Source organism: Enterobacter sp. Y17 (assembly GCF_019730495.1).
GTDB classification, from domain to species: Bacteria; Pseudomonadota; Gammaproteobacteria; order Enterobacterales; family Enterobacteriaceae; genus Enterobacter; species Enterobacter asburiae_B.
Map to the genome: position 1 here is coordinate 2,108,420 of NZ_JAASKP010000001.1, position 16,579 is coordinate 2,124,998.

General features: G+C 58.2%; 18 protein-coding genes and 1 riboswitch. Of the genes, 6 read left to right on the plus strand and 12 right to left on the minus strand.

Going from position 1 to position 16,579, the window contains the following annotated elements:
- Positions 1-9 precede the first annotated feature (9 nt).
- On the plus strand, positions 10-1,116 hold the full coding sequence (locus HCH49_RS09925) for an ABC transporter permease (protein ID WP_039261395.1): 1,107 nt from the start codon (positions 10-12) through the stop codon (positions 1,114-1,116).
- Here the strand turns inward: HCH49_RS09925 and HCH49_RS09930 are convergent.
- Positions 1,078-1,488, minus strand: a complete 411-nt coding sequence (locus HCH49_RS09930) for a YbhQ family protein (protein ID WP_014883088.1) — start codon at positions 1,486-1,488, stop codon at positions 1,078-1,080. The genes HCH49_RS09925 and HCH49_RS09930 overlap by 39 nt on opposite strands.
- A gap of 133 nt (positions 1,489-1,621) precedes the next feature.
- On the opposite strand from HCH49_RS09930, the gene HCH49_RS09935 reads away from it, so the two are divergent.
- The 3 genes from HCH49_RS09935 to HCH49_RS09945 are packed head-to-tail and all read left to right on the plus strand — an operon-like array spanning position 1,622 to position 4,580.
- On the plus strand, positions 1,622-2,383 hold the full coding sequence (locus HCH49_RS09935; protein ID WP_023334979.1) for an endonuclease/exonuclease/phosphatase family protein: 762 nt from the start codon (positions 1,622-1,624) through the stop codon (positions 2,381-2,383).
- Positions 2,380-3,618: a cardiolipin synthase ClsB gene (gene clsB / locus HCH49_RS09940; RefSeq protein WP_033144984.1), complete on the plus strand. Its 1,239-nt coding sequence runs from the start codon at positions 2,380-2,382 to the stop codon at positions 3,616-3,618. The genes HCH49_RS09935 and clsB overlap by 4 nt, the downstream gene beginning before the upstream one ends.
- The gene (locus tag HCH49_RS09945; protein ID WP_094934358.1) at positions 3,618-4,580 is read left to right on the plus strand and encodes a YbhN family protein; all 963 of its coding nucleotides are present in this window, start codon (positions 3,618-3,620) and stop codon (positions 4,578-4,580) included. Before clsB ends, HCH49_RS09945 begins: the two co-directional genes overlap by 1 nt.
- Before the next feature lie 105 nt (positions 4,581-4,685).
- On the opposite strand, the gene HCH49_RS09950 is transcribed toward HCH49_RS09945, so the two are convergent.
- The 6 genes from HCH49_RS09950 to moaA all read right to left on the minus strand — a co-directional run bounded on the left by HCH49_RS09950 (position 4,686) and on the right by moaA (position 8,165).
- The gene (locus HCH49_RS09950) at positions 4,686-5,393 is read right to left on the minus strand and encodes a Bax inhibitor-1 family protein (protein ID WP_094934359.1); all 708 of its coding nucleotides are present in this window, start codon (positions 5,391-5,393) and stop codon (positions 4,686-4,688) included.
- A 64-nt stretch (positions 5,394-5,457) separates the two neighbouring features.
- Complete coding sequence (gene moaE, locus HCH49_RS09955; RefSeq protein ID WP_182931662.1) at positions 5,458-5,910, minus strand: molybdopterin synthase catalytic subunit MoaE; 453 nt, start codon at positions 5,908-5,910, stop codon at positions 5,458-5,460.
- A 1-nt stretch (position 5,911) separates the two neighbouring features.
- Positions 5,912-6,157 carry a molybdopterin synthase sulfur carrier subunit gene (moaD, locus tag HCH49_RS09960; protein WP_023334974.1) on the minus strand — a complete coding sequence of 82 codons (246 nt, stop codon included), beginning with the start codon at positions 6,155-6,157 and terminating at the stop codon, positions 5,912-5,914.
- A complete protein-coding gene (gene moaC, locus HCH49_RS09965; RefSeq protein ID WP_008501142.1) occupies positions 6,150-6,635 on the minus strand; it encodes a cyclic pyranopterin monophosphate synthase MoaC in 486 nt (161 codons plus the stop codon). Before moaC ends, moaD begins: the two co-directional genes overlap by 8 nt.
- A 3-nt stretch (positions 6,636-6,638) precedes the next feature.
- The gene (gene moaB / locus HCH49_RS09970; protein ID WP_024908761.1) at positions 6,639-7,151 is read right to left on the minus strand and encodes a molybdenum cofactor biosynthesis protein B; all 513 of its coding nucleotides are present in this window, start codon (positions 7,149-7,151) and stop codon (positions 6,639-6,641) included.
- A 24-nt stretch (positions 7,152-7,175) separates the two neighbouring features.
- Positions 7,176-8,165 (minus strand): GTP 3',8-cyclase MoaA, encoded by a 990-nt coding sequence (moaA, locus tag HCH49_RS09975; RefSeq protein ID WP_033144979.1) that lies wholly within the window; start codon positions 8,163-8,165, stop codon positions 7,176-7,178.
- Positions 8,153-8,286: riboswitch (molybdenum cofactor riboswitch) on the minus strand. It overlaps the preceding gene by 13 nt.
- A gap of 225 nt (positions 8,287-8,511) precedes the next feature.
- Here moaA and yvcK point away from each other — a divergent pair.
- Positions 8,512-9,420, plus strand: coding sequence for a uridine diphosphate-N-acetylglucosamine-binding protein YvcK (gene yvcK, locus HCH49_RS09980; protein WP_221702619.1), 909 nt, complete (start codon positions 8,512-8,514; stop codon positions 9,418-9,420).
- 72 nt (positions 9,421-9,492) lie between these two features.
- On the opposite strand, the gene uvrB is transcribed toward yvcK, so the two are convergent.
- A complete protein-coding gene (gene uvrB / locus HCH49_RS09985; RefSeq protein WP_029742168.1) occupies positions 9,493-11,508 on the minus strand; it encodes an excinuclease ABC subunit UvrB in 2,016 nt (671 codons plus the stop codon).
- A 752-nt stretch (positions 11,509-12,260) separates the two neighbouring features.
- Between uvrB and HCH49_RS09990 the strand changes: the two genes are divergently transcribed.
- Entirely contained in the window at positions 12,261-12,983 is a 723-nt protein-coding gene (locus HCH49_RS09990) for an ABC transporter ATP-binding protein (RefSeq protein WP_094934362.1), read from the plus strand.
- Here the strand turns inward: HCH49_RS09990 and bioD are convergent.
- Genes bioD through bioB form a run of 4 tightly spaced genes read right to left on the minus strand, consistent with a single transcriptional unit; the run spans position 12,946 to position 16,573 of the window.
- Positions 12,946-13,647, minus strand: coding sequence for a dethiobiotin synthase (bioD, locus tag HCH49_RS09995; protein WP_221702620.1), 702 nt, complete (start codon positions 13,645-13,647; stop codon positions 12,946-12,948). The genes HCH49_RS09990 and bioD overlap by 38 nt on opposite strands.
- Entirely contained in the window at positions 13,640-14,395 is a 756-nt protein-coding gene (bioC, locus tag HCH49_RS10000) for a malonyl-ACP O-methyltransferase BioC (RefSeq protein WP_221702621.1), read from the minus strand. Before bioC ends, bioD begins: the two co-directional genes overlap by 8 nt.
- Entirely contained in the window at positions 14,379-15,536 is a 1,158-nt protein-coding gene (gene bioF / locus HCH49_RS10005; RefSeq protein ID WP_221702622.1) for an 8-amino-7-oxononanoate synthase, read from the minus strand. Before bioF ends, bioC begins: the two co-directional genes overlap by 17 nt.
- Entirely contained in the window at positions 15,533-16,573 is a 1,041-nt protein-coding gene (gene bioB, locus HCH49_RS10010; protein WP_069303840.1) for a biotin synthase BioB, read from the minus strand. The genes bioF and bioB overlap by 4 nt, the downstream gene beginning before the upstream one ends.
- Positions 16,574-16,579 lie beyond the last annotated feature (6 nt).

Here is a 16,579-nt window from a genome sequence, read left to right on the forward strand (position 1 = left end):
GGAGCGAACATGTTTCACCGATTATGGACGTTGATACGCAAAGAGCTGCAATCCCTGCTGCGCGAGCCGCAAACCCGCGCCATTCTGGTCTTGCCGGTGCTGATCCAGGTTTTACTGTTCCCGTTTGCCGCCACCCTTGAGGTGACCAACGCCACCATTGCCATTTACAACGAAGATAACGGCAAACATTCCGTCGAGCTGACGCAGCGCTTTGCCCGTGCGAAAGCCTTTACCCACATCCTGCTGCTGAAAAGCCCGCAGGAGATCCAGCCCACCATCGACACGCAAAAAGCGCTGCTGCTGGTGCGGTTCCCGGCGGATTTCTCCCGCAATCTGGATACCTTCCAGACCGCGCCGATGCAGCTGATCCTCGACGGGCGTAACTCCAACAGCGCCCAGATAGCCGCCAACTATCTGCAGCAGGTGGTGAAGGATTACCAGCAGGAGCTGATGGACGGCAAACCGAAGCCCAACAACAGCGAGCTGGTGGTGCGTAACTGGTACAACCCGAACCTGGACTACAAGTGGTTCGTGGTGCCGTCGCTGATCGCTATGATCACCACTATCGGGGTGATGATCGTGACTTCCCTTTCCGTCGCCCGCGAGCGCGAACAGGGCACGCTGGACCAGCTACTGGTCTCCCCGCTCGCCACCTGGCAAATTTTCGTCGGCAAAGCGGTCCCGGCGCTGATCGTCGCGACGTTTCAGGCCACCATCGTGCTGGGGGTGGGAATTTGGGCCTACCAGATCCCGTTCGCCGGTTCGCTGGCGCTGTTTTACTTCACGATGGTCATTTACGGGCTGTCGCTGGTGGGGTTTGGACTGCTGATCTCGGCGCTCTGCTCGACGCAGCAGCAGGCGTTTATTGGGGTGTTCGTCTTTATGATGCCCGCGATTTTGCTCTCGGGGTATGTTTCACCCGTCGAGAACATGCCGGTGTGGCTACAGGACCTGACGTGGGTAAACCCGATTCGGCACTTTACGGACATCACCAAGCAAATCTATCTGAAGGATGCGAGTCTGGATATTGTCTGGGGAAGTTTGTGGCCGCTACTGGTCATAGCGGCCACGACGGGCTCAGTGGCGTACGCGATGTTTAGACGCAACATTGCGTAGCTTTTTCTCTTTGGTCAGCAGCGAGACCACCGCAGGCCCTGCGAGGATAGCCAGACCCGCCAGGGCAAGCAGCAGGTTGTTTTGCAGCACGCGCGACAGCAGCCAAAGCACAATCATCGCCGCGCCAAAATACCAGGTGGTGGTGAGCTCTTCAAGCACATCACCCACCTCGCGCCAGCGCGCTTCATGGTGGCGCTGTAAGAACAGCATCGACAGCACGGTGACGCCATAAAGGACGCATAGCCCCAGGCCAACACGCACCAGCGTACCGCTCATCCAGCCCATCACCAGTACGGCCACGACCAGTAAATGCAACATTATCTGCCAGCAACTCAGGCCAGTTGCGACACGAACACGTTGTTGCCACTTCATGGCTTCTCTCCTGAAGGATTTTTCTCTGCTTAATCAGACTACCGCACTTTACGGAAAATTCCGTAACGCCGCATCTTTTTGTGACGACGACTACACTTTATTTTCATTGGGATAGTCACTCAGGAAGGAGCTTATGACTCAAAAAATGCAGCATTTCTCGCTTAAGGTGCTGACGATAAACATTCATAAGGGCTTCACAGCATTTAACCGCCGCTTCATTTTACCGGAGCTGCGCGACGCGGTACGCACCGTCAGCGCGGATATTGTCTGCCTGCAGGAGGTGATGGGCGCACACGAAGTGCATCCGCTCCACTTTGAGAACTGGCCCGACACGCCGCACTATGAATTTCTGGCCGACACCATGTGGAGTGACTACGCCTATGGCCGCAACGCGGTCTATCCGGAAGGGCATCACGGAAACGCGGTGCTGTCCCGCTACCCCATTGAACATTACGAAAACCGCGACGTTTCCGTCGGGGAAAGCGAAAAACGCGGCCTGCTTTACTGCCGCATTACGCCGCCAGACCTCGAGCGACCTGTCCATGTCGGCTGTGTTCACCTGGGCCTTCGCGAAGCCCATCGTCAGGCGCAGCTGAAAATGCTGGCCGAATGGGCCAACGCCCTTCCCGAAGGCGAACCTGTGGTGGTAGCGGGCGATTTCAACGACTGGAGACAGAGGGCAAACCATCCGTTGAAAGTAGATGCCGGGCTGGAAGAGATTTTTACTCGCGCCAACGGCAGGCCTGCGCGCACCTTCCCGGTCCGTTTCCCGCTGCTTCGGCTTGACCGCATCTACGTGAAAAATGCCCACGCCAGCAGCCCGACCGCCCTGGCGCTCCTTAACTGGCGACATCTTTCCGACCATGCCCCGCTCAGCGCGGAGATCCACCTATGAAATGTTCCTGGCAGGAAGGCAACCGAATCACGCTGCTGGTCAACGGGGACGAGTATTATCCGGCCGTGTTTAAAGCGATTGACCATGCACAGCAGAAGGTGATCCTCGAAACCTTTATCTGGTTCGAAGACGACGTCGGCAAACAGCTGCATGGCGTGCTGCTGCGCGCCGCCCGGCGCGGCGTCAAAATTGAAGTATTGCTTGATGGCTATGGCTCGCCGGATCTCAGCGATACGTTTGTGAATGAGTTGACCTCCGCAGGCGTGGTGTTCCGCTACTACGATCCCGGCCCTCGCCTGTTCGGCATGCGCACCAATCTTTTCCGCCGGATGCATCGCAAAATAGTGGTGGTGGACGAGACGGTGGCGTTTGTCGGCGGCATTAACTACTCCGCTGAGCATATGTCCGACTACGGCCCGGAGGCGAAGCAGGACTACGCTATTCGCATTGAAGGCCCCGTGGTTCAGGACATCTTACTGTTTGAGCTGGAGAACCTGCCGGGTAAAGAGGCCGTTCGCCGCTGGTGGAGACGCCGCCATCGCCCGGAAGAGAACCGGAAGCCCGGCGAAGCGCAGGCCCTTTTCGTCTGGCGGGATAACGGCGAGCACCGGGACGACATTGAACGTCATTATCTCAAGATGCTCGCCAACGCGAAGCGCGAAGTGATTATTGCTAACGCCTACTTTTTCCCCGGCTATCGTCTGCTGCACGCCATGCGCAATGCGGCCCGGCGCGGGGTTCGCGTGAAGCTGATTGTGCAGGGCGAGCCGGATATGCCGATAGTCAAAGTCGGCGCACGCCTGCTGTATAACTACCTGGTGAAGGGTGGCGTACAGATCTACGAATATCGTCGCCGACCGCTGCACGGCAAAGTGGCGCTGATGGACGATCACTGGGCCACCGTGGGCTCCAGTAACCTCGATCCGCTGAGCTTATCGCTCAATCTCGAAGCTAACCTGATCATTCACGATCGCCAGTTTAACCAGACCCTGCGGGATAACCTGCAGGCGCTGATCGTTAACGACTGCGTGCGCGTGGACGAGTCCATGGTCCCCAAACGCACCTGGTGGAACTTGGGCATCAGCGTGGTGGTGTTCCACTTTCTGCGTCATTTCCCGGCCATGGTCGGCTGGCTGCCGGCGCATACGCCTAAGCTTGCGCAGGTGGACCCGCCGGTACAACCCGAAATGGAAACCCAGGACCGTATTGAAGCGGAAGACGGAGGCAAACCCTGATGTCGAAATCGCATCCACGCTGGCGGCTGGCAAAAAAGATCCTGACCTGGCTATTTTTTATTGCGGTCGCGGTTCTGCTGGTGGTCTACGCGCAGAAAGTTGACTGGGAAGAGGTGTGGAAAGTCATCCGCAACTATAACCGGATGGTGCTGCTGGGCGCTGTGGGGCTGGTTATTGTCAGCTACCTGATGTACGGCTGTTATGACCTGCTGGGCCGTGCCTACTGCGGCCACAAGCTGGCCAAACGTCAGGTTATGCTGGTGTCGTTTATCTGCTACGCCTTCAACCTGACGCTGAGCACCTGGGTCGGCGGCATTGGCATGCGCTATCGCCTCTACTCGCGGCTCGGCCTGCCGGGCGGGACCATCACGCGCATTTTCTCGTTAAGCATCACCACCAACTGGCTGGGCTATATTTTGCTCGGCGGGGTGATCTTCACCATCGGCGTGGTGCAGCTGCCCGCGCACTGGTATATCGATGAGGCCACGCTGCGCATTCTGGGCATCGTACTGCTGCTGATTATCGCCGTTTATCTGTGGGCCTGCGCGTTTGCCAGACGCCGCCATATGACCATTAAGGGGCAAAAGCTGGTACTGCCCTCGTGGAAGTTTGCGGTGCTGCAGATGGCCGTCTCCAGCGCCAACTGGATGGCGATGGGGGCGATTATCTGGCTGCTGATTGGCGAGGATGTGAACTACTTCTTCGTGCTGGGCGTGCTGCTGGTGAGCAGTATTGCGGGCGTGATTGTGCATATTCCGGCGGGGATCGGCGTGCTGGAGGCTGTGTTTATCGCGTTGCTGGCCGGGGAGCATATCTCTCAGGGAACGATTATCGCCGCACTGCTGGCGTACCGCATGCTGTATTACTTCCTGCCGCTGGCGCTGGCAACGGTGTGTTATCTGGTGCTGGAGAGTCGGGCGAAAAAGCTGAGAGCGAAGAACGAGAAGGCGTTAGCGAAATAAAAGCAAAACGGCAACGATGTTGCCGTTTTTAGTGTTTGTTCCCTCTCCCGTGGGAGAGGGTCAGGGTGAGGGCACCAGACCGCACCGCCACCCGGCAAAACAACCTTAGCGACGGTTGCCGAAAATTCGCAGCAGCATCAGGAACAGGTTGATGAAGTCCAGATACAGCGTCAGCGCGCCCAGAATCGCGTATTTGCGCAGGTTCGAACTGTCGCGTACGTCGATCTGCTCGCCGATGTTTTTCAGCTTCTGGGTGTCATACGCCGTCAACCCAACGAAGATCACCACCCCGATGTAGGTCACGGCCCACATCAGCGCGTCGCTCTTCAGCCACAGGTTTACCAGCGACGCCAGCACAATCCCAATCAGCCCCATAAACAGCATGCTGCCGAAACCGCTCAGATCGCGCTTCGTGGTGTAACCGTACAGGCTCATCGCACCGAACATCCCGCCGGTTATAACAAACGTACTAGCGATAGATGAACCAGTGTAGACGATAAAAATGCTGGAGAGCGTCAGGCCAGTTAATGCCGAATAGAGCATAAAAAGCGTGGTTGAAAGTCCCGCGCTGAGCTTATGAATCAACCCAGATAAAACGAACACAACTGCAAGTTGGGCAATAATCAAGCCAAAGAAAAAGTAGCGATTAGTATAGAGCAATTCAGTGATTGCCTCTGAACCTGCCGCATACCACGCGATAAACGCGGTAAGCAGCAGGCCAACCGTCATCCAGCCGTACACCTGAGCCATATACGTCTGCAGGCCGCTACGGGTCTGCTGTACTATTGAATCGGAACGCGGAAATCGGTCCATGATTCACTCCTGATTAAGATTAAGTAGACACACACGTTAAGATTAACACATCCACGTAAACCGACTACCAACGGCTGGCGGCTTGTTTATCGCTGTCGCGCGATTCTACCCAGCGGTCACCTTCCGGCGTGGCTTCGCGCTTCCAGAACGGCGCTTTTGTTTTGAGGTAATCCATAATGAACTCCCCTGCCGCAAACGCGCTGCTGCGGTGCGCGCTGGTCACCCCGACGAAGACAATCTCCTCGCCAGGCCACATCTCGCCGATGCGGTGAATAACCGTGACGCGGCCAAGCGGCCAGCGGCCTCGCGCCTCGTCGACAATCTCCGCCAGCGATTTCTCGGTCATCCCCGGATAGTGCTCCAGCGTCAGCGCCTTCACGCTGTCACCGAGGTTATGGTTGCGCACCTTGCCGGTGAAAGTGACGACCGCGCCGTCCTCATCGCGTTCCGCCAGCCAGCAGTATTCTGTCCCCACGTTAAAACGTTCGGGACTCACCAGAATTCGGGTTTCAGCCATCTTAGCCCCCCGTAACCGGCGGGAAGAAGGCCACTTCATCGCCCTCCTTCAGCGGATGGGTGAACTCCACCAGCGTTTGGTTAACGGCGGCCAGCAGCTTGCCTTCGTCCAGCGCCAGCGCCCAGCGGTCGCTTTGTGCCGCCAGATGCGCGCGCAGGGCCGCGACGTTTTCGAAGGACGCATCCAGCGTCAGGCTGTCGGTATTCACCAGCTCACGCACCTGCGCAAAAAAGAGCACCTTAATCATGGCTGTCCACCTTAAAATCACCGGATTTGCCGCCGCTTTTTGCCAGCAGGCGAACCGGGCCAATCACCATATCTTTCTGCACCGCTTTGCACATGTCGTAGATGGTCAGCGCGGCGACTGAGGCCGCCGTCAGCGCCTCCATCTCCACACCGGTTTTGCCGGTTAAGCGGCAGAGTGACTCAATGCGCACGCGATTATGCTCCGGCTGCGCCTGCAGGTTCACTTCCACCTTGCTCAGCATCAGCGGATGGCACAGCGGAATGAGATCCCAGGTCCGTTTGGCGGCCTGAATACCGGCGATGCGGGCGGTGGCAAAGACGTCGCCCTTGTGATGGCTGCCGTCGATAATCATCGCCAGGGTTTCCGGCAGCATGGTGACGAACGCTTCCGCGCGCGCCTCGCGCACCGTTTCCGCTTTGGCGGAGACGTCCACCATATGCGCTTCGCCGGCGGCGTTAATATGGGTCAGTTGTGACATAGCTTATTTCTTTAAATGGGGATGGAAATTACACGGACGGGTACGGGCATCCAGCTGCGGGGCGATGATGTTTTCCCACGCGGTGCGGCAGGCTTTGGTCGAGCCCGGCATAGCGAAAATCAGGGTTTTGTTAGCCACCCCGGCAACGGCGCGCGACTGGAGCGTGGAGGTACCAATCTCTTCAAAGGAGAGCATGCGGAACACTTCGCCGAAGCCTTCCACCTCGCGGTCGAACAGCGGGATCAGCGCTTCAGGGGCCTGATCGCCTGCGGTAAAACCGGTGCCGCCGGTAATCAGCACCACCTGCACCTCATCACTCGCAATCCACTGCGAAACCTGAGCGCGAATGGCGTAGCGGTTCTCCTTCACGATCGCTTTATCGACGATGTGATGCCCCGCGTCATGGGCCGCCTCGCGCAGCCAGTGGCCGGAGGTATCATCCTCTTCGCCACGGCGGTCGGAAACGGTAAGGATAGCAATGCGTGTCGGGATAAATTCTGCGCTTACCTGACTCATCTTCTGATTCCTTCTTAAGCCTGATTACCCGCCGATGTAGGACAGGTTCTGAGTAATGCCGGTATTGCCCTGATGCAGGAAGTGGGTCTGTTTTTTATGCGTCAGCGCGTCAGAAATACGTGCTTCAAGCGCGGCCTGCTGCGCATCGTCTTCCAGCAGATCGCGGAGATCCACGCCGCCGTCGCCGAACAGGCAAAGATGGAGCTTGCCAACGGAGGAGACGCGCAGGCGGTTGCAGCTGGCGCAGAAGTCTTTCTCATAGGGCATGATAAGCCCAATCTCACCTTCGTAATCCGGGTGGCAGAAGACCTGCGCCGGGCCGTCGCTGCGCTGGCGGATTTGATGGATCCAGCCGCGTTTCAGCAGCTCGTCGCGCAGCACCATGCCGGAGATGTGATGGCGACGGAACAGCTCGCTGCCCTCGCCGGTTTCCATCAGCTCGATAAAACGCAGCTGAATGGGGCGGGATTTAATCCACGCCAGGAAGGTATCGAGCTGGTGATGGTTCACATCGCGCATCAGCACCGTGTTGACTTTGACTTTTTCGAAGCCCGCTGTGAACGCGGCGTCGATGCCGTCCATGACCTGCTGAAATTTATCCTGGCCGGTGATGGCGTGGAACTGACGGGCATCCAGGCTATCGACGCTGACGTTGATCGCCGTCAGCCCCGCATCGCGCCAGTTCGCCACGTCACGCGCCATGCGGTAACCGTTGGTGGTCACCGCAATCTGGCGGATGCGTTCGTTTTCACGCACGGCGGCAATGATGTCGGGGAAATCGCGGCGCAGAGAGGGTTCTCCGCCGGTCAGACGCACTTTTTCGGTGCCGAGCTCAGAGAAAGCGCGCGTGACGCGGCGCACTTCATCCACGGAGAGAAAGCCGTTATTGGTGACGCTGCCCGGTTTGTAGCCATCGGGCAGGCAGTAGGTGCAACGGAAGTTGCACACATCGGTAATCGACAGACGTAAGTAATAAAACTTACGCGCGAAAGCATCAGTAAGTTGTGAAGCCATGTACACCTTTCCAGATCGGGAGGCACAGTCATTTCTTTCTGTACCCTGGTGGCAAATTCGCCACGGCCAGAGCGCCATATCTTTCGACACAGGCACAAGGGCTAGAGTGTATGTTTTCAATTTTGAAAACGTGGTTAGGGCGATAGTAGCGCGGAAATTCTGACGACGCCATTATCGCCTCACGCTATATAATTATCTATATAGCGAATCGTTCCTGCATTTTCGCTACAGAATACCTAAAAACCGCATTTTCACATTGATATACGTCATTTTGCATCGGGTGAGGCATCGTCTTTTAGGGGTAGTTAGGTTACTGTTACGCGATCGAACGTGATAAGGAATACGTATGCGCAATCGCACTTTTGCGGATCTTGACCGAGTGGTCGCTCTTGGCGGAGGACACGGCTTAGGCCGGGTTATGTCCTCTTTGTCGTCACTCGGCTCAAGGCTGACAGGGATAGTAACTACCACCGACAACGGCGGCTCAACCGGGCGCATTCGACGTGCCGAAGGCGGCATTGCCTGGGGAGATATGCGCAACTGCCTGAACCAGTTAATTACCGATCCGAGCGTCGCGTCGGCGATGTTTGAGTACCGTTTTGGCGGTAATGGCGAACTTTCCGGGCATAACCTCGGAAATTTGATGTTAAAGGCGCTCGATCACCTGAGCGTACGGCCTCTGGAAGCCATCAATTTAATCCGTAATCTGCTCAAAGTGGACGCATTCCTGATCCCCATGTCAGAACAACCGGTAGACTTGATGGCCATCGACGCCGAAGGGCATGAAGTTTACGGCGAGGTGAATATCGACCAGCTCATCCTGCCGCCAACGGAGTTAATGACCTATCCGAGCGTGCCCGCCACGCGAGAAGCGGTGGAGGCCATCGGGGAAGCGGATCTTATCCTGATCGGTCCAGGCAGTTTTTATACCAGCCTGATGCCAATTCTACTCGTAAAAGAGCTGGCGCAGGCGCTGCGCCGCACCCCTGCCCCGATGGTTTACATCGGTAACCTGGGACGTGAGCTGAGCCCCGCGGCGGCGAGCCTGTCGCTGGCTGACAAACTGGAATTAATGGAGCATTACGTCGGCAAGAAAATCATTGACGGCGTAGTCGTGGGCCCAAAAGTGGATGTGTCAGGGATTGGCAATCGTCTGGTGGTGCAGGAGCCGCTGGAGGCCAGCGATATCAAGTATCGCCACGATCGTCACCTGCTGCGCGAGGCGCTGGAGAAGGCGATTCAGGCGCTGGGCTAGGTTCGTTTTGTGCGGCCTGTTGCCCTCACTCCTGCCCTCTCCCACGGGGAGAGGGAGAAAACAACGCTTTACTCACGATGCCGCGATGAAAAGATCCCGCAGCTGATGAAGCTGGTCGCGGATCTGCGCCGCCTCTTCGAACTCCAGATTCTGCGCGTGCTGCATCATCTGCCCTTCCAGCTCGTGGATTTTCTGCTGCAGCGCTTTCGGCGTCAGCACGACGGTATCCTCTTCCACCACTGAACGCGCCTTGCCGCGACCCTTCGCTTTGGTTTTGGCAATATTCTGCCCCAGCGCCAGAATATCCACCACCTTCTTGTTCAGCCCCTGCGGGGTAATGCCGTGCTCTTCGTTGTAGCGCTGCTGTTTCTCGCGTCGGCGCTCCGTTTCGCCAATCGCTTTCGCCATCGACGGGGTGATTTTGTCACCGTACAGAATCGCTTTACCGTTGACGTTACGCGCCGCACGGCCGATGGTCTGGATCAGGGAGCGTTCAGAACGCAGGAAGCCCTCTTTGTCCGCATCCAGAATCGCCACCAGCGAGACTTCCGGCATGTCCAGACCTTCTCGCAGCAGGTTGATCCCCACCAGCACGTCAAACTCGCCCAGACGCAGATCGCGAATAATCTCCATGCGCTCCACGGTGTCGATATCCGAGTGCAGATAGCGCACCTTCTCGCCGTGCTCTTCGAGATACTCGGTGAGGTCTTCCGCCATACGCTTGGTGAGCGTGGTGACCAGCACGCGCTCGTTGATGGCGGAACGGGCGCGGATCTCAGAGAGCAGATCGTCCACCTGCGTAGCCACCGGACGAACTTCAATAATTGGGTCAAGCAACCCGGTCGGACGCACAACCTGATCGACAACGTCTTCACCGGATTTCTCCAGCTCGTAGTTGCCCGGCGTGGCCGAGACGTAAATGGTTTGCGGCGCTAATGCCTCAAACTCTTCAAACTTCATCGGACGGTTATCCAGCGCCGACGGCAGGCGGAAGCCGTACTCCACCAGCGTCTCTTTACGCGCCCGGTCACCGCGGTACATCCCGCCGATCTGCGGGATCGTGACGTGGGATTCGTCGATCACCAGCAAACCGTCTGCCGGCAGGTAATCAAACAGCGTTGGCGGCGGCTCGCCCGGCCCGCGCCCGGAGAGGAAGCGCGAATAGTTTTCAATGCCGGAGCAGTAGCCGAGCTCGTTCATCATCTCAAGGTCGAACTGGGTGCGCTGGCTGAGGCGCTGCTCTTCCAGCAGCTTATTGTTCGCCAGCAGCACCTTACGGCGCTCGGCCAGCTCCACTTTGATCTCTTCCATCGCCTGCACGATACGCTCGCGCGGCGTCACGTAGTGCGTTTTCGGGTAGATGGTAAAGCGCTGGATCACTGACTCAACGTGTCCGGTCAGCGGGTCGAAGAGCGACAGGCGTTCAACCTCTTCGTCAAACAGCTCGACGCGCAGCGCCATATCGTCCGATTCCGCCGGGAAGATGTCGATCACCTCTCCGCGTACGCGGAAGGTGCCGCGCTGGAACGCCTGATCGTTACGGGCGTACTGCAGCTCTGCCAGACGGCGGACGATGGCGCGCTGGTCGATAATCATCCCCTGCGTCAGGTGCAGCATCATCTTGAGATAGAGGTCCGGATCGCCCAGACCGTAGATCGCGGACACCGACGCGACGACGACCACATCGCGACGCTCCAGAAGCGCCTTCGTGGCCGACAGACGCATCTGCTCGATGTGTTCGTTCACCGAGGCATCCTTCTCGATGAAGGTGTCAGAGCTCGGTACGTAGGCTTCAGGCTGGTAGTAGTCGTAGTAGGAGACGAAATACTCCACCGCATTTTCCGGGAAGAACTCTTTCATCTCGCCGTAAAGCTGTGCGGCCAGGGTTTTGTTGGGTGCCAGCACCATCGTTGGACGCTGGAGATCCGCAATCACGTTGGCGATGGTGAACGTTTTACCCGAGCCGGTTACCCCCAGCAGCGTCTGGTGCGCCAGCCCGTCTTCCAGCCCCTCTTCCAGACGACGGATCGCCTCAGGCTGATCGCCAGATGGACGGAAAGCAGAATTCAATTTGAACGGTTTACTCATGGGCGACGACCTGATGACGTTATAAGCGGCAGGTGAGTAATTTTACTCGTTGTTGCCAGGAATGCCAGTAAAAAACACTGGATGAAAAACCAGTGGCATGTCAGGATATTTAGCATAGCGCCTGAATGATAAGTGGGATAACAGCCAAAATTTGGACTGTGACAATATAAAACACCAGTCAGGTCAGGTTATCCCCAGAACTTTTTCTTTTTTAACATTTGTCAAGCCAGGTAATGATAGTTTTGTGGCAACGGGTGACACTTTCATGACGGGAATTGCTTTTATCTAAGCAATTAAATAATAAACGATATTTTCTAAAGCCGCGTTTCGCGCCAATTTGGGCGTAAGCCGCGTCTTCTCTCGCTTATCGCGTGTTTTCTAACTCTAATGCACATGGTTATCCACAGGAATAGTGGATAACTGCTTCCAGCCCATACAGACTGGCGCTCGGCAAATTCCCGGTTTTTCCCACGAGACGGCAGTAAAAAATTTTTATAGCTATTTTTTGATGATTAACAGTTGCGTCATTCATAACCAGTCGATGGGATCTTGCTCACATTTTCATCATTTTGGGTTCTGCACCACAACTCACCACTTCCAGCACCGTCGCTGTGCAATCCGGTTTTTTATAAACCGCTTTCTGGTGATTCATTCCTAAAAAAGCCGTTTTTTTGAACACTTTTCGGTTTCTGGCAGGGGTTTTGCAGATTCAAACATGAGCCTCACCTACACACATTTTTAAGGAGAAAAAGATGTTGAGTCTGCGTGCTGTGAATCAGTTTTACGGAAGCCAACATACGCTATGGAACGTGAATTTGGATTTTCCGCAAGGGATGTGTACAGGCGTCGTTGGCCTGCCGGGGATGGGGAAAACCACCCTCATGAATTGCATCGCCGGGAGAGTGCCCGTTGAAAGCGGCAGCATCATCTGGCACGAGGCGGGCGCGCCGCCGCGCGATTTGCTTAACCTGCCGCCAGAACAGCGTTCAGGACCGGGGATAGGCTATGTCCCGCAGGACAGGCGGATCTTCTCCCAGCTAACGATTGAGGAGAATCTGCATATCGCCATGCGGGCGATGGGGAAACCCAACCCGGAGGCGAAAAGTGACGTTTACGACCTGTTTCCGGCGCTCTACGCATTGCGGCAGGCCCGCGCCAATACGCTCTCTCCGGACGATCAGTATCAGCTGGCGCTGGCTAACGCGCTGGTGAACCGCCCGAACCTGCTGATCCTCGATGAGCCCCTGCACGGCGCAGGACACAGCTTCGCCCAGAAGCTGGGGCAGCTGCTGGTGCGCTTAAACCGGGAGTTAGGTATGACGGTGCTGCTAGCGGAGCAGCAGCTGTCGTTTATCCGCCGGGTTGCGGACCGTTTCTGCATGCTCTATCGCGGGCGTAACGTGGCGCAGGGCCACGTTAACGAGCTGGATGACGAGCTTATCGCGCACTGGATGTCGCGGGAAGCAAGACGCTGAGATCGAGATAACGCCCGGTGTCGGCATTTTCCGCGCCGTCAGCAAGCCAGGGAATTTCCCCGAGGCACGGGGCGGGAAGTACGCGCCTGAGCGTCGCCAGATACTCCTGGTGTCGTTTACCCGGCGCAACCACGTCGTTGGCTATCCAGCCCGCCAGCGTCAGCCCGGCCTGCTGGACGGCCTGCGCGGTCAACATGGCGTGATTGATGCAGCCCAGCCTGACGCCGACGACCAGAATGACCGGAAGCTGCTCGGTCTGCACCCAGTCAGCAAACGTCTGCGTCTCCGAAAGCGGCGTAAACCAGCCGCCTGCACCTTCCACCAGCACCCAGTCGGCATGGCTTTCCAGCGTCCGTAACCCGGCTGACAGCACGGTGAAATCAATCGGACGACCTTCGTCAGCGCTGATGATGTGCGGCGAGGTCGGTTCGGCAAAGGTGTACGGATTGACCGCTGAATAGGCGAGTTCAAGGGTGCTGTTACGCTGGAGCGCCAGCGCGTCGGTGTTGCGTAATCCTTCCGCCGTCACCTCGCTGCCGGAAGCAACGGGCTTATATCCGGCGGTGTTTTTTCCGAGCAGTCGTGCCGCCTGCAGCAGCGCCGAGCTGGCCACCGTTTTGCCCACTTCCGTATCCGTGCCGGTAACAAAATAACGTTCAGTCACGTTCGATAATCCCATGAAAAAGTTGATAAGAGAGCGGGAAATGTCCCCGCTGCTGCGGCCAGGCCAGCTCCAGACGCTGCAGCTGGCCCCGGGTCAGCGGTTTTTTCTCCCGTCCGGCGTGCAGGTGCGTGGCGCCGATGCCCTTCAGCGAACGCATAGCGCTGAACGCATCGCCAAAATTGAGGGTGATGGTCTGCACCGTGCTGCGGTAACGCCAGCCTGCCAGCGCCTGCATCACCTGCTCATGCGATAAAAAGCGGTTAGCGTGAGGCTGCTCATCCACCGCTTTCCACGCCTGATTAAGCTCCGGCAGCGAGCTTTCCAGCAGGGTGGTAAAAGCCACCTTCCCGCCCGGTCGCGCCACGCGATAAAGCTCGCGCAAGGCCTTCGGCAGGCTGCTGCACCACTGGACCGCCAGATGACTCCAGACCAGATCGAACTGCGCATCCGCCAGCGGGATCGCCTCAATATCGGCCAGCAGATAATGGTCCGCGGCCTGTCGCTGACGCGCCTCGTCGAGCATCTGCTCTGAGAGGTCGATAGCCGTGACCTGGCTTCCCGCCCCGCGCCAGTAGCGGCTGTTGCTGCCGGGACCACAGCCGGCGTCCAGCACCTGCGGAAAACGGTTCTCGCCAAGCGCGGCCAGAAGCCCCTGCGCGCTCTGACGCTGCAGCTCATCGTGCTGCGAATAGCTCTGCGCGGCCCGGCCAAATGCCGCCGCGACGGCCTGCTTATTCACCGGCGTCATGGAGCGCCTCCAGCAGCGTCTGGATATCCCGTGCCTCATGCGCCGCCGTCAGGGTTAAGCGCAGCCGCGCGGTACCCGGCGGGACCGTTGGCGGGCGGATAGCGGTCACCCACATCCCGCGCTCGCGCAGCGCCTGTGCCAGCGCCAGCGCGCGGCCGTTTTCGCCGACAATCACCGGCTGGATGGCGCTCTGCGAATCGGGGCTGTGGAAGGGCAGCGCCGCTAACCCCTTGCGGAAGCGGGAGATATGCTCTGCCAGCCGCTGACGACGTTCATCCCCTTCTGCGCTGCGGATCACCGCCAGCGACGCAGACAGCGCCACGGCCTGCGCCGGGGGCATGCTGGTGCTGTAGATCAGGTGTCGGGCAAACTGCAGCAGATAGTCGGCGACCGAATCGCTGCACAGCACGGCGGCGCCGCTGACGCCAAAGCCCTTGCCGAAGGTGACGATCAGCAGCTCCGGCTTCACGTTTTGCTGGTATGCGCTGCCGCGACCTTCGTCGCCCATTACGCCAATGCCGTGGGCATCGTCGACCAGCAGCCAGGCGTTTTGCCGCTTTGCGGCCTCATGCAGCGCGGCAAGCGGCGCGCTGTCGCCGTCCATGCTGAACACCCCTTCCGTAACCGCCAGCTGTTGTCCGTCGCAGGGTTTATCCAGCAGCCCGGCGAGCTGCCCCGCATCGTTATGGGCAAAGCGGCGCAGCTGCGCCGGGCTTAAACTTGCAGCCTCCAGCAGCGAGGCGTGGCTCAGGCGGTCGGCGACAATACGGTCCTCTTTTCCCATCAGGGCGGTAATGACCGCCTGGTTGGCGGCAAAGCCGGAGATGAACAGCAGCGCGCGCGGGTAGCCGAGCCAGTCGGCAAGCGCCTCTTCCAGTGCCTGATGCGCGGTGGTATATCCGCTGACGTGTCCCGAGCCGCCGCTGCCCACGCCAAACCGCTCCGCACCCTGCTGCCAGGCGCGGATGATGGCCGGATGCTGGCTCAGCCCGAGATAGTCGTTGCTGGAGAAATTACAAAACTGCCGCCCCTCGCGGGTAAGAAAACGGCCCGCGCCGTTTTCCACCACCCTGCGAACGCGAAACGCCTCTGCCGCCCGGCGTTCGTCCAGCGCGGTATTTATTCGTGCCTGCCAGGTCATACGGCTGCCGCGTTGTAGAACTGGTCGGTGTCGGCGTTGAAAATCTGCTGCTCCAGCTGCTGCTGTTGCTCGTTATCGCCCGTCAGCACTTCGGTCTGATGCGGGTTAAGCCCCAGCTTGCGGAACAGCTGAACGTCTTTGTCCTCTTCCGGGTTCGGCGTGGTCAGCAGCTTGCAGCCGTAGAAGATGGAGTTGGCTCCGGCCATAAAGCACATCGCCTGGGTCTGCTCGTTCATCTGCTCGCGACCGGCAGAGAGGCGCACGAAAGAGGTCGGCATCATGATGCGCGCCACCGCGATGGTGCGAATAAAATCAAACGCATCCACGTCGTCGTTATCCGCCAGCGGCGTGCCCTTGACCTTCACCAGCATGTTGATCGGCACGCTTTCCGGCGGGGTCGGCAGGTTTGCCAGCTGCAGCAGCAGGCCCGCGCGGTCTTTGACCGTCTCACCTAAGCCGACAATACCGCCGGAGCAGACCTTGATCCCCGCGTCACGCACTTTATCCAGCGTGTCCAGACGCTCCTGATAGGTCCGCGTGGTGATGATGTTGCCGTAAAACTCCGGCGAGGTGTCGAGGTTGTGGTTGTAGTAGTCCAGCCCCGCCGCAGAGAGGCGCTGCGCCTGCTCCTCGTTCAGCGTGCCGAGCGTCATACAGGCTTCGAGGCCCATCTCCTTCACGCCCTTCACCATCTGCTCCAGATACGGCATGTCGCGGTCGTGAGGGTTCTTCCACGCTGCGCCCATGCAGAAGCGGGTTGAACCGGCGTTTTTCGCCTTGCGAGCGGAGTCGAGCACCTGCTCCACCTCCATCAGCCGTTCGGACTCCAGGCCGGTTTTGTAGCGCGCGCTCTGCGGGCAATATTTGCAGTCTTCAGGACAGGCACCGGTTTTGATCGACAGCAGCGTGCTGACCTGAACATGGCGCGGATCGAAGTGCTGACGATGCACCTGTTGGGCTTCGAACATCAGCTCAAGGAAAGGTTTATTGAATAATTCAGTGACTTGCGACATCGTCCAGCGTGTGTGGTGAGCCATCGGGCT

Coding starts and splice junctions, on each gene's coding strand:
- moaB (WP_024908761.1), bottom strand. CDS start 7,151: ATGAGTCAGGTAAGCGCAGAATTTATCCCGACACGCATTGCTATCCTT.
- HCH49_RS09935 (WP_023334979.1), top strand. CDS start 1,622: ATGACTCAAAAAATGCAGCATTTCTCGCTTAAGGTGCTGACGATAAAC.
- bioC (WP_221702621.1), bottom strand. CDS start 14,395: ATGACGCCGGTGAATAAGCAGGCCGTCGCGGCGGCATTTGGCCGGGCC.
- bioF (WP_221702622.1), bottom strand. CDS start 15,536: ATGACCTGGCAGGCACGAATAAATACCGCGCTGGACGAACGCCGGGCG.
- uvrB (WP_029742168.1), bottom strand. CDS start 11,508: ATGAGTAAACCGTTCAAATTGAATTCTGCTTTCCGTCCATCTGGCGAT.
- HCH49_RS09945 (WP_094934358.1), top strand. CDS start 3,618: ATGTCGAAATCGCATCCACGCTGGCGGCTGGCAAAAAAGATCCTGACC.
- moaA (WP_033144979.1), bottom strand. CDS start 8,165: ATGGCTTCACAACTTACTGATGCTTTCGCGCGTAAGTTTTATTACTTA.
- moaD (WP_023334974.1), bottom strand. CDS start 6,157: ATGATTAAGGTGCTCTTTTTTGCGCAGGTGCGTGAGCTGGTGAATACC.
- HCH49_RS09930 (WP_014883088.1), bottom strand. CDS start 1,488: ATGAAGTGGCAACAACGTGTTCGTGTCGCAACTGGCCTGAGTTGCTGG.
- clsB (WP_033144984.1), top strand. CDS start 2,380: ATGAAATGTTCCTGGCAGGAAGGCAACCGAATCACGCTGCTGGTCAAC.
- moaC (WP_008501142.1), bottom strand. CDS start 6,635: ATGTCACAACTGACCCATATTAACGCCGCCGGCGAAGCGCATATGGTG.
- HCH49_RS09990 (WP_094934362.1), top strand. CDS start 12,261: ATGTTGAGTCTGCGTGCTGTGAATCAGTTTTACGGAAGCCAACATACG.
- moaE (WP_182931662.1), bottom strand. CDS start 5,910: ATGGCTGAAACCCGAATTCTGGTGAGTCCCGAACGTTTTAACGTGGGG.
- bioB (WP_069303840.1), bottom strand. CDS start 16,573: ATGGCTCACCACACACGCTGGACGATGTCGCAAGTCACTGAATTATTC.
- HCH49_RS09950 (WP_094934359.1), bottom strand. CDS start 5,393: ATGGACCGATTTCCGCGTTCCGATTCAATAGTACAGCAGACCCGTAGC.
- HCH49_RS09925 (WP_039261395.1), top strand. CDS start 10: ATGTTTCACCGATTATGGACGTTGATACGCAAAGAGCTGCAATCCCTG.
- yvcK (WP_221702619.1), top strand. CDS start 8,512: ATGCGCAATCGCACTTTTGCGGATCTTGACCGAGTGGTCGCTCTTGGC.